At 51.6% G+C, this 11,735-nt stretch carries 12 protein-coding genes; 2 read left to right on the top strand and 10 right to left on the bottom strand.

The window, feature by feature from the left end:
• Positions 1–350: 350 nt before the first annotated feature.
• Both MVG27_RS08210 and MVG27_RS08205 read right to left on the bottom strand, forming a co-directional pair.
• Positions 351–923: a cyclase family protein gene (locus MVG27_RS08210; protein WP_297548634.1), complete on the bottom strand. Its 573-nt coding sequence runs from the start codon at positions 921–923 to the stop codon at positions 351–353.
• 33 nt (positions 924–956) lie between these two features.
• Positions 957–1,682, bottom strand: a complete 726-nt coding sequence (locus tag MVG27_RS08205; protein WP_297466432.1) for an MBL fold metallo-hydrolase — start codon at positions 1,680–1,682, stop codon at positions 957–959.
• 80 nt (positions 1,683–1,762) lie between these two features.
• Here MVG27_RS08205 and MVG27_RS08200 point away from each other — a divergent pair, with 80 nt between their 5' ends.
• The gene (locus MVG27_RS08200) at positions 1,763–3,028 is read left to right on the top strand and encodes an adenosylhomocysteinase (RefSeq protein WP_297548632.1); all 1,266 of its coding nucleotides are present in this window, start codon (positions 1,763–1,765) and stop codon (positions 3,026–3,028) included.
• On the opposite strand, the gene MVG27_RS08195 is transcribed toward MVG27_RS08200, so the two are convergent.
• From MVG27_RS08195 to MVG27_RS08175, 5 genes are read right to left on the bottom strand one after another with little or no spacing between them, the layout of a single operon-like run.
• Positions 2,979–3,863: a hypothetical protein gene (locus MVG27_RS08195; RefSeq protein ID WP_297548630.1), complete on the bottom strand. Its 885-nt coding sequence runs from the start codon at positions 3,861–3,863 to the stop codon at positions 2,979–2,981. The genes MVG27_RS08200 and MVG27_RS08195 overlap by 50 nt on opposite strands.
• Positions 3,860–5,086: a DUF58 domain-containing protein gene (locus tag MVG27_RS08190; protein ID WP_297548628.1), complete on the bottom strand. Its 1,227-nt coding sequence runs from the start codon at positions 5,084–5,086 to the stop codon at positions 3,860–3,862. Before MVG27_RS08190 ends, MVG27_RS08195 begins: the two co-directional genes overlap by 4 nt.
• A gap of 5 nt (positions 5,087–5,091) precedes the next feature.
• Entirely contained in the window at positions 5,092–5,892 is an 801-nt protein-coding gene (locus tag MVG27_RS08185; protein ID WP_297548626.1) for a hypothetical protein, read from the bottom strand.
• Positions 5,889–7,715 (bottom strand): hypothetical protein, encoded by a 1,827-nt coding sequence (locus MVG27_RS08180; RefSeq protein WP_297548624.1) that lies wholly within the window; start codon positions 7,713–7,715, stop codon positions 5,889–5,891. The genes MVG27_RS08185 and MVG27_RS08180 overlap by 4 nt, the downstream gene beginning before the upstream one ends.
• Positions 7,715–8,689, bottom strand: a complete 975-nt coding sequence (locus tag MVG27_RS08175; RefSeq protein ID WP_297548622.1) for a MoxR family ATPase — start codon at positions 8,687–8,689, stop codon at positions 7,715–7,717. The genes MVG27_RS08180 and MVG27_RS08175 overlap by 1 nt, the downstream gene beginning before the upstream one ends.
• A gap of 107 nt (positions 8,690–8,796) precedes the next feature.
• On the opposite strand from MVG27_RS08175, the gene tsaA reads away from it, so the two are divergent.
• On the top strand, positions 8,797–9,459 hold the full coding sequence (tsaA, locus tag MVG27_RS08170) for a tRNA (N6-threonylcarbamoyladenosine(37)-N6)-methyltransferase TrmO (protein ID WP_297548620.1): 663 nt from the start codon (positions 8,797–8,799) through the stop codon (positions 9,457–9,459).
• On the opposite strand, the gene wtpC is transcribed toward tsaA, so the two are convergent.
• The 3 genes from wtpC to MVG27_RS08155 are packed head-to-tail and all read right to left on the bottom strand — an operon-like array spanning position 9,431 to position 11,725.
• Positions 9,431–10,465, bottom strand: coding sequence for a tungstate ABC transporter ATP-binding protein WtpC (gene wtpC / locus MVG27_RS08165; protein ID WP_297548618.1), 1,035 nt, complete (start codon positions 10,463–10,465; stop codon positions 9,431–9,433). The genes tsaA and wtpC overlap by 29 nt on opposite strands.
• Entirely contained in the window at positions 10,452–11,204 is a 753-nt protein-coding gene (gene wtpB, locus MVG27_RS08160; protein ID WP_297548616.1) for a tungstate ABC transporter permease WtpB, read from the bottom strand. Before wtpB ends, wtpC begins: the two co-directional genes overlap by 14 nt.
• A gap of 29 nt (positions 11,205–11,233) precedes the next feature.
• Positions 11,234–11,725, bottom strand: coding sequence for an isoprenylcysteine carboxylmethyltransferase family protein (locus tag MVG27_RS08155; RefSeq protein WP_297556473.1), 492 nt, complete (start codon positions 11,723–11,725; stop codon positions 11,234–11,236).
• Between the last annotated feature and the right edge of the window lie 10 nt (positions 11,726–11,735).

The following is an 11,735-nucleotide window of genomic DNA, read 5'->3' as shown; positions in this document are numbered from 1 at the left end:
TGTCCGCTGCGTTGTCGCTGACGAGTATGACTGTAACGGTCTCTCCCGCGAAGGCACTGCCGGCACTGAATGCCATTCCAATCATCAGCAGTCCGAACAGGACTGCAACCAGTTTCTTACCCATCATAGCTCATCACCATTATTGGATACAAAAAAGCCATATTTAAGCTTTTTTCAGGAAATCAAGTCATTATATCAGGTTTCTCAAAAATCCGGGGAATTCCAGCTGTTTTCGTGTTTCCCATACTGAACCATAAGAGCCCTCATCGTTCCAAATCGTTTCTTAGGAGACGTTGAGTCCAAGTTCACAAAAAGAAGCCTGGAAATGTCTGAAAAGACAATAAGAAACGTTAATCTTCGAGTATCGCAACAGCCCGAACGGGACTCCCAGAGCCACCCTCAATCTTTAGGGGAAATCCTACAAAGGTAAATTTCTTTCCGGTCAGAACGTCAAGGTTTATCAGATTCTCAAAAATCGGGACATCAGCACTCAGCAAAATCGTGTGGACGGTCTCGTCACCAATGCTCATGCCATCGGTTCCAATGGCCCTAATCCCCTCGGAAACGAGGAAGAGGGCAACCTCGGGGGAAAGCTCCCTCCCCCCTGTGAGGAACAGAACTATCCTGCCGTAGTAGCCGGAGTCAGGTATCTCCTCAAGCTTAACCGTGCCTTCACCGTTTCTCACGTCCAGAACAAAGGCATCACCAATGAACTTCTCGAGGGGGAGCTCGTCAACTGTTTTTCCACCCGGTATGAAGTGGGCGGGAGCATCCACATGCGTCCCCGTGTGCTCGCCCATCTTCAGGACGTTCATGTAGTAGCCGTCCCTCTCAATTAAGGCCCAAGGTCTAATTCTAACCTCCGGGTCACCGGGATAAAGGGGTGTGTCCTCCCCCAGAGGAAATGAGAGGTCAACTATCATAGAGACACCCGTTGAATATGCCACGTGAGGGATTTAAACGTTATCCTCCTTGAGGAGGCGAAGGAGATACTTCCTGTTTGGAAACCGCTGGATTACTTTTTCTATTGTCAGCTCGATGTCGCGTTCAACATCTCTGGACTCCCATCCGTGGCCCGGAAGCAGGTGGTCTATCTTGAGGGTTTTAAGCAGGCGGAGTGAGTTGAAATACTCCCCCAAACTTCCCGAGTCGTAAATGTTTGATGCAGTTCCGTTGGCGAAGAGCGTATCCCCCGAGAAAAGTATCCTCTTCCTTGGTTCGTAGAGACACATGGAGCCCGACGTATGACCGGGGGTATGGATAACCTTGAGAATCCAGGAACCGGCATCGATAACATCGGCGTTATTGAGCCAGAGGTGAACCTTACTGCCCGGAAAGTGCTCCCCATGATAGCGACACCGCATTACCTCATCGTCTCCGTAGCGTATCTTAACGGCGGAATACTTGTAGGCACCGATTATTGAAACGTCCTGGAGGTAGAGGTTTCCTCCGACGTGGTCACAGTGCTCGTGAGTGTTCAGAACAACATCAATGTCGCCCGGTTTTAAACCTACCTCCAGAAGGCCCTCCTCAAGTCTCGGGTAGTCGCTCATCAGTGCAGTGTCGATAAGAATGTTTATGTCCGCGGTTATCAGGTAGGAAAACGCCGAGAGCTTTCCTGCCTTAATCTTGTAGAGGTTTGGACGGACCTTTTTAACGCAGGGATAGTCCACCTCTGCCATACTTCCTATTAGGAAGGCCTAACTCAAAAGCCTTTCGGAGGACTTTTAAGAACCCAGACGAAGGTTCCACGGTGGTTGTGATGGACTGCACGAAAGACTACTGCGTTAAGGACATCTCCCTTGCCCCAAGCGGGGAAAAGAAAATTGACTGGGTATCTAGGTTTATGCCGGTTCTTCAAAGCATACGGAAGGATTTCGAGAAGAGAAAGCCCTTCAAGGGTATCAGAATAGCGACGACGCTCCACCTCGAAATGAAGACCGCGTTTCTCCTCCTAACGCTTAAAGCGGCCGGTGCGGAGGTTTCAGCAGCAGCAAGCAACCCGCTGAGCACGCAGGACGATGTCGTTGCGGCCCTGGCAAAGAACGGAATAAAGGTCTACGCTATAAGGGGGGAGAGCCGGGAGGAATACTACGAGAACATGCATAAAGCGTTAGACATAAGGCCGAACATAATCATCGACGACGGAGCGGACATGATAAGCACCGTCCACCGCGAGAGGCAAGAACTCATAGACGAAATCTGGGGGGCAAGCGAAGAGACAACCACCGGCGTGATAAGGCTCCGCGCAATGGAGAAGGACGGAGTGCTCAGGTTCCCGATAATAGCGGTCAACGACAGCTACACAAAATACCTCTTCGACAACCGCTACGGAACCGGACAGTCAACTTGGGACGGCATAATAAGGACGACGAACCTGCTGGTTGCTGGAAAAAACGTTGTGGTCGTCGGCTACGGCTGGTGCGGAAGGGGAATAGCAATGCGCGCTCGCGGGCTAGGTGCTACGGTGATAGTCGTTGAAGTGGACCCGATTAGGGCCCTGGAGGCAAGAATGGACGGCTTCCTCGTCATGGATATGAAAGAGGCCTCAAAGATTGGAGACATCTTCGTCACATCAACAGGGAACATCAAGTGCATAAGGAGGGAGCACTTCGAGCTAATGAAGGACGGGGTTATCCTAGCAAATGCCGGCCACTTCGACGTTGAAATCTGGAAGCCGGACCTTGAAGCTCTGGCCGTAGAGATAAGCGAGCCAAGACCAAACATCAGGGAGTACAAGCTTGCCGACGGAAGGAGGCTCTACCTCTTAGCGGATGGAAGGCTCGTCAATTTGGCGGCCGCAGACGGCCACCCGGCGGAGATAATGGATATGAGCTTTGCCCTTCAGGCGAAAGCCGCCGAATACATCAAGGACAACCACGATAAGCTCGAGCCAAAGGTCTACGTGCTCCCGAGGGAAATTGATGAGATGGTGGCGAGGATTAAGCTGAGCTCAATGGGAATAAAAATAGAGGAGCTCACTGAAGAGCAGAGGGAATATCTTGAGAGCTGGGAGCACGGGACGTAGAAAAAACAATGTATCTGACCCCGTTTTCAACGCTTTCCTTTTTCTTCGTGAGGAACTTGCTGTCCCATGGAGAGCGAATGACCACGTATTCGGGCACGCTTTCGGAGGGAAAACTCAGGAGAACCATTCTCTTTACGGGACTGCCTCCCTCCAAAATGATTTCAAAGCCGTTTTCCCATATCGAGCCCCCCTTCACCCGGAAGGAATCGCCAGCCGTCATGTATGTCCTGAATATGAGAACAGTTTTGGAAGCGGTACCTTCGTTCCTTTCAAGTGCCGATATGATGACCCCAATGAGAAGGGCAAAGAGCACGGAAAGATAAGTTGGGAAAAGCCCAATTGGGTTTCTCCCCAGGGAGGTCGAGTAGAGAAGATAGACCAGCAACATAGCACCCGGGAGCATAGATAAGAAAATTGTCTTCAACTCTCTCTCCATCAGGTTTTCAAGCTCCTCCTGAGGATATCCTCGTCCAAGGCTTTCCATCCTGGAACGGAGGGAATGGGCATAGGGAATCAGGACAATGGAAACCCCCAGGGGTATCGCCGAGAGAGTGACAAAGGGAACTTCTTCGAGTGGAACGCCCCCCAAATAGGGTAGAACGTATAAGACCGCCAGTCCAATGACGACCGTGGGCAGGCTAACGCCCTTAACCCGGTGGAGATAAACTGAGAACGCAAACAGGATAACAGTAGATATGACCTCAGAGGGTACGTACAGTCCAAACTTTCCGGCGATGGCAGAAGAAACGCCATTAAAGTGATAGGCCAGTGAAAACCCCGGCGAAACCGATGCGAGAGCCAACACTCCAAGGGAAAACCTTTCATGCCTCCTCACAGAACCACCTCCAGGAGTTTAAGAACCCCCTTTCTAACGTCCTTTGTGACTGTAACCGCGGGAAATGACAGCTCTTCCTTTAGGGACTTTTTCATGAGGGAGACGAGTTTACCCGCGTCCAAATCCTCATAGACATCAACATCAACGAGTATCGGAGCGTTTCCTGTTGTGGCCAGAAGCTTCTTAAGTCCCAGTCTGATTGAGGTGAAGTTCGAATCCGTGAGGTTCGTGACAACAACGGGGACAACCCGGCCGTTGAGGAGTCTTCTTGTCTTTTCAACTGCCAGGGGAAGGGATTCCTCAGTTGAGGTCATCCCCAAGGAGAGCAGGAACCTCGTGAAGGTCGAAAGGGAATCCGAACCTGAAACGGGAGAAATCAATGTGCCGTGCCCGAGGACGTAAAGACCGACGCGATAACCTCTGTTAAGGAGATACGAAACGAGTGGCAACATAAAACTTACCGCGACCTCAAGGGCACTCTCCTTAAAGCCACCAATCGCCATCGAATCGGAGGCATCAACGTAGAACATGAAAGTAAGTGCCCCCTCCTTCTCGTACTCGTTTACAAGTGGAACTCCCAGCCTGGCGGTTGCCTTCCAGTTTATCGCTCTCATCGGGTCCCCCGGCCGGTATTCCCGTATCTCCCTGAAATCCGTCGAAGGTGTTCCCGTTCTGGCCTTCGTAACCTGCGGAAAGCCCCGCCGTCCCAGTCTTCTATGAGAGAATCTATTTAGGTTCATGATTCTTGGACTGGCCGTGATTCTGACTTCTTCCGAAAAGAGTGCATACCTCGGTTCTTCAAGCTCAAAAAAGTGCCTTCCCTCGACCTCCACGGGTGAAATTGTATGGCTCCCACGCTTAACGGCCCTTACCCGGTAGGAATACTCCACCTCAAGTTTTTTCTCGGGCAATTTGAAAAAGACGTGCCTGTTGGTTCCCTCAACAATTTCAAGTGCCGGGGAAACGACGTCTCCCACAAGAACAATACCCGCCCCGCGCTCAACCTTTAGTCTTACCCTAACTTCAGTCTCTTCACCTATCCTGAGGCGGGTCTTCTCAACGGTTCTCTCGACGGAGAAACCTGAAGGGGTCTCAAACAGGAGGGAAAACGCCAGCACAGAGGCTGGAAGAAGGGCAATGTAGGAGAGGCTAATTGCCCCAGTTAGAACCGCAAGAATCAGGGGAAGGAATGTAAAGATAACAAACCAGCGGAGCCAGTTCATACAAATCACCACGTGCTTATTTTCTTGAAAAGCTCATTAACGAGCTGTCTTCTCTTTTCCCTTTCCCGCTCCATGTATAGAAGCCTGAGCCAGATAGGTGTTAGTGGGCCTCCCAGGTCGGGTTGATACTCTATAATTGGCTCCAGGGCGTTCTCAACTTCCCTGTTTTCAACATCCCTGGGTGCAAACCTGGAAACCAAGACAATTAGTGGGGTTTTATCAGAGTACTCAACGAACTGGTGAACGGCTTTTTTCGCCTCCCGTAGCCAGGAATCGGATTTGCCGACCTCCACAGAAGGGAAGTCAATCGCGACCACGTTCCCCGAGCCGAACTTCAGTGAGACGTACTTTCCAATGACGAAGGCTATCCAAGCAAGAGCCACCACAATTAGGAAGTCCACGAAATAGATGGCCTTCATTGAGGAGGGCCTGTAAAATGTCGCGAATCCAACGATACCGCCGGCGAGAGCCACGCCCAGCATGTTTCGGGGAAGAAAATCGTTGCCCCTCAGATAAAGGGGGTACGAGACCAGGTACGCCAAACCGACGAAAAGGAAGAGAACTGCCAGAGTTCCTTCAATCCACCCTTCCGGGGACAGAAGAAGCACCAACGATGATGAAAGAAACGCAAGAGCCCTCACCAGATAACCTTTAGGCTCCCCGTAGACACCAGCCAAATTTGCAAGGGCGAGTAGGAAAACTAGGATTATCGTAACGTCTCCAAGAGACCCCCGGAGCAGTATTCCGAGGAACCCCCAGAGGGCTACACCCTCAAAGTACGTCTTCACTAAATCCCTCAGGTTCATTGGAACACCCCCATCCTCTGGAGGGAATCGACCATTCTGAAGAAATCCTCCCTGCTGACGTCCTTCAGCGAGTAAAGCGCCTTCGTGAAAATTCCAGCTATCTGGAAAGCATCCCCGGAAAGTCCCTTCCCGGAGAGTGCCCGAGCAATCTCATAAGGGGTCTTATCGTCAACGGGAACGTATTTCATTGCAAACGGCAGGAAGTGGAGCCTGTAAAGCATCACAACAGCCTCTTTCGGAGGTAAAACCCAGAGCTCCGAGGTCATGCCACATGCCTCCAGAGTATGAAGCCCAATCCCCCTGAGCTCTACCCTTCTCCCCTCGACCGGCTTGCCGTCAAGCTTCAGTTCACAGTCAAGGTCGGGAAGTTCGATAACTTCTCCCTCAACAAAAACCCTCCGTTTTAGGGGGAGGATTGAGATCCTTGGCGGTTCTTTAGCTTTTTGCTTTGGGGTCTTGGGGGTTTCGTCCCCGACAACCGTTAATCTTCTCCGCATGAGGACACCCACAATTCCCAGGGCGGTCAGGGCCAAAATCGAGGAGTAGAGGGTGGCTTTACTTGGGGTGGGAATTTCAACTCCGTGGAACTCTAGGAGGGGTTTTCTGTAAACTGTTTTTTCGACGGGGAGGTACCAGCCGTTGCCGGGATAGAGAATTTTAACGGATTTTACGGGAGAGCTGAGAGTTACATTGAAAACCCCATTGTTGACCTTCACCGGAATTCTCACCGTTCCATTATCGGTTTCAACAACCAAGGTAACGGTTCCGTTCAAAGAGGTGTTTTCGTAGTGTATAAAACCGCTAATCACAGTTTCGTTGTCGGTTGTGACGTTGACGTCAATTTCTGGATAGCGCTGTATAACTACCTGCGGGTCACTGTTCCCGGGATACGCGTCGGGGCCAGTATAGTGGGCAACGACGGAGTAACTGCCCGCGGAGACACTGGAGGGTACACTGCACGTCACGTTGAAGGTTCCGTTTACAACGTTCCCCACCCCAACAACGATACCCTTTTCGGCCTTGGTTCGGTTTATCGTTATTGTCACAGTTCCCCTTTTAATTGGGCTTCCATCGGGATACGTTACGGTTCCCGAAACGTGCATAGTGAGCTCTCCATTACCCCTAAGCGTGGAGGGCATTGAGGTAATCCTGACAACCGCCCGGGGGAGAACCCGAACCCAGGCTAGGAGCGCGTTTTCAATGTACCCGCTGACATTCAGCTCAAAGAAGAGGGGATAATACCCCGGCGGTGCATCATCGACAACGCGGATGGTGTATGTAAACTCCATGGGAAGAGCCGACGAATCAACAACCTCAAGATACTTCGATTTCTTAAAAATCATTGAGCCGATAACCGTGGAAGTAACCTTAACGGAAAACGTTCCTCCGGTGGGAGCCTTCTGGAAGGGCTTGTCAATCCTCAGGTATTCGAACTTATTCACGCCCCTAATGAGCCCGTAACTCTCAAGGGGAACGTAATAGACACCCGGTTGTTTCACAATGATATCCCAAGTTTGGTTGAGAGGTATTGGAACGTCCTTAGCGGGTGTGTCAACACAAACTAACATGGGATTACTCGGATAAAGCGAGACAGGACAGGGTGCCGTTTTATTCGTTGGCTTGAACGTGAAGTCCGACCTTGGCGGAACGTTGCCCTCTCCAGATACCTGTTTTTTACTCGAGGAGTCTCCTCCAGAGTTCTTCTCGTGGAACTTTGATATACCCTTGACCAGACCACCCTGGGGGATGAGGGCGTAGCTGAGTGAGAGCACCATCAAAGCTGATAACAGAAACACGAGAAGGGAAGCCCTAACCCTGTCCATCACTCTTCACGCTCGTTTTCTTTAGGTACCGGCGTGTTTTGAAGTGCCCTTTCAACCACGTTTTTCCCGCTGACCCCCTCAAAGGAGTACTCGGCCTTTATCACGATTCTGTGGGCGAGGGCATCAACTGCAAAACGCTTCACGTCATCCGGAATTACGAAATCCCTCCCTTCCAAAGCGGCGTTTGCCTTCGACACCTTCAAGAGAGCAAGGGCACCCCTGGGACTCGGTCCCGCCTCGACGCGTTCATCTTTCCTGGCGTTCCTCACGAGCTCGGCGATATACCTCATGACGGGCCTGCTAACGTACACTGAGTTCTCAACGGCTTCCTGCATCTCCAAGAAGGTCCCTCTGTCAATGACGGGCTCCAAATCGACCGTTGGGTCATCCTTACCCCATCTAATCCTAGCCTCAAGGATTGCAATCTCATCCTCAAGTGTTTTCGGATAGCCAACGCTAAGACGGAGGAGGAACCTGTCAAGCTGGGCCTCTGGAAGGGGATATGTACCCTCGTACTCGATTGGATTCTGAGTCGCTATTACAAAGAATGGCCTCTCAAGTTTCAGCGTCTCGCCCTCAATCGTGACCTGTTTCTCTTCCATCGCCTCAAGAAGCGCGCTCTGCGTTTTGGGGGGAGCACGGTTTATTTCATCGGCAAGGAGAACGTTTGTGAAAATAGGCCCCTTAACGAGCTCGAAGGTTCCAAGGTTCTGACGCCACACCTTGGTTCCCAGTATGTCCGCGGGGAGCAAGTCCGGGGTGAACTGAACCCTCCTATAGTCCAGGCCAAGAACCCTTGAGAACGCCTTTGCGAGAAGCGTTTTACCGAGACCGGGATGGTCCTCAAAGAGAACGTTGCCGTTGACAAGAGCAACAGTAAGAGTCTTCAAAATAACGTCATCGTTTCCAATGTAAACGCTTGAAACCGATTCAACGATTGAAACTGACAGCTCTCTCAGCTCTTCAACATTCATTATAATCACCGCTATTACTATAGGATTTCCGTTGCTAATGATAATGTGGAGTTTTAAATGTTGCGGTTTATTTAAAAGTTCCAAAGAAGAGGTAGTTCGGTGATAAGATGAAATTCGAACCACTCAAAATCCTCCCAGTCGGGCACGTAAGGAAGAACGAAGAACTTCAGGAAACCTACATCGAAATACTCCCCGAGTTCCGGGAAGCTGTCGATGGCCTCCAAGATGGCGACTGGATAAAGCTGATTCTGTGGTTCCACAAAAGCGAAGGGGCTAAAAGAAAAGTCCTGAAGGTTCACCCCTACGGCAACCCAAAGAACCCCCTCACGGGAGTCTTTGCAACCCGTTCTCCATACAGGCCGAACCCGATAGCGCTCTACACCGTCAGGATTCACCGCATTGAAGGAAACCGCATTTACATAGATTGGATAGATGCAATGGACGGCACTCCGGTTGTCGATATAAAAATCTTCGTTGAGAGGTACGACTGCCCCAAGGAAGTCCCAATAGAGGAGCGCGAGGCCAACATCGGAAAGGGAAGGATGATAGGTGAGGTGAACGTTATCCCGAGAAAAAGCGAGCACCTCGATGAGCTTGAGGAGGTTTCGCCCGAGGACTACGATGCAGTAATCCTTGAAATCGGCCCCAAGACGACAACCCTAACGGCAAAGGAACTTGTCGAGCTGATTGAAACGCTGGAAGAGGTCTACGAAAGTCTGCCCGTCGAGATAAAGGACAGGCTCAGAAGACGTGAAGGGCGCTCGCCTTGAAACCCACGTAGACCTCTTTCCCCTTCTCTATCCCGAGTTCAAGCATCGAGGAGCGGGTTATGAAGGCGCTCAGAGATATCTCCCCCACCTTCAAATGAACCCTCACGAGGGGCCCGAGTTCCTCGATTGACTCGACAATAGCCCTGAATTCGTTCCTCACGGAGCTGTGAATGGGTTTCAGGGATATCACGATGTCCTCGGGTCTTAAACCAACCCTCACCCTCCCGCTGGCCTCAACGGGGAGCTCAATCTCAAGGCCACCGGCAATGAGCTTCCTTCCACTGGCAACCCCCTCTATAACGTTCTCGAATCCGAGGAAACGCGCCACTTCCTCACTTGCCGGCCTCGAAAAGACCTCCCTAACGGGACCGACCTGGACGAGTTTTCCGTTGAGCATGACCCCAACGCGGTCTCCTAAACTAACCGCCTCCTCAAAGGAGTGGGTAACGTGTAAGGCCGTGAAGCCGAGCTCCCTCCTCCAGCGCTTCATCTCCGCTAAAAGCTTTGAGCGGGTCTGGACGTCGAGGTTAGCGAAGGGTTCATCCAAGAGTATTAGCGGAGGCTCAACGACGAGGGCCCTAGCAAGTGCAACCCTCTGTTGCTCGCCACCGCTCAAAGTTCTCGGCTTCCTGTGGAGGAGGTGTTCTATCCCCAGAACCTCCGAGACTTCCCTAACCTTTCTCTCGATTTCACCTTTGGGAACCTTCCTGACCTTCAGGCCGAAGGCTATGTTGTCGTAAACGCTCATGTTCGGAAAGAGGGCGTAGTTCTGGGGCACGTACGCCAAACCACGTTTTTCCGGCGGTAAATCCGTAACGTCGCTCCCGTTCAGGTATACCCTCCCCGAGTCCGGCTCTATTATTCCGGCTATTATCTCGAGGAGAACGGTTTTCCCGGCACCGCTCGGGCCGAGTATTATGAAGTGCTCTCCCCTGTTAACGTCGAAGGTCACATCCCTCAGGTGGAACTCCCTCCAGTCCTTTGAGATGCCCTCAACGCGGAGCATTGGAGGCCCTCCCCACGAGCCATCTCAGCAGAACAAAAATTCCAAGACTTATGGTCACCATGAGCACGGCTATCGGACGAGATGCTCTCAAACCATAGTTGTTGAAGTACTCGAGTATCAAAACCTGAGCCGTCATCGGGTAGTAGGCAACTATCAGAATCGCTCCAACCTCGCTTATGGCCCTCGCCCACGTCATTATTGCCCCGCTCGCTATCGAAGGAAAAGCCATCGGCAGGGAGACCGAGAAAAACGTTCTGAGCTGGGAAGCGCCGAGAGTTCTTGCAACGGCCTCAAGCTTCTCATCAACTGCAAGAAAACCGTCTCTGGCGGAGTTTATTGTAAAGGACGCCGAAACAAAGAGCATCGCGGAGATTATCCCGAGATAGTTGTCGAGAATGTAGGTGGAATACGTTACGAGGAGCATTATTCCAACGACGGAGTGCGGGATTACTATGGGGACGTCAACGATTGCCTGAACGAGGCTCTTTCCCGGGAAATCCTTTCTCGCTAGAACATAACCGAGGGGAACGCCAAAGAGAAGCGCTATCAAGGCCGTCGCCGTTGCCGTTAGAAGGGAGCGTTTAACAGCCGAGAGCACAACGGGGTCGTGGAGGGTTTTCAGGAACGCCCCGAAGTCACTAACCTGTTTGGCGTATATCATCCCCAGAGGGAGGAGTATGTAAACTATCATGAAGCTACCGAGTGCAACGAAAAAGTAGAGGGTGTAGTCGCGCTTCATGGCTCCCCTACGGAGATGGGAGAGGGAATTTAAAGGTTTTCGTTTTCTCCGCCCATCTGTTGAATACTTTTGTTTAACTTCGGGAAGAACCTGCCCCTCCTCTCCATAAACCGCCTGTATTCCTCTCCCCAGTACTCAAGGAGCTCCCTCTCCTCCACCTCGGCGAGCTTCCTCCACAGCGGGAGCAGTAGGGTGTATGCAATCAAACCGGGGACGCTAACGCAGAAGAGGCCGATTCCAAAGCCCATAACGATGAAAGCGGAGTAGAAGGGGTGCCTGACGTAACGGTAAGGGCCATCAGTCATAAGTTTATCAAAGTCCCCGGGCTCCTCGTGCCTCTTGGGGAAGAGTGAGTGGATGTAAATAGCCAGGGGCACCGTTATTGACAGAATCACAAGGCCGACCCAGTGCATAATCCCCGCCAGCTGGCCCGTTATCAAAGGCCAGTGGCTCAGACAGGAGAAGGGAACGAGAGTGAAGAACAGCAGGAAAGTCAGCTTCCTCAGTTTGAGGGACTCCATGCCACCACCA

It is taken from the genome of Thermococcus sp. (assembly GCF_027011145.1).
In the GTDB taxonomy this organism is placed as follows: domain Archaea; phylum Methanobacteriota_B; class Thermococci; order Thermococcales; family Thermococcaceae; genus Thermococcus.
Note: the sequence above shows the minus strand (reverse complement) of the source record. Positions and strands in the feature narration are given on the sequence as shown.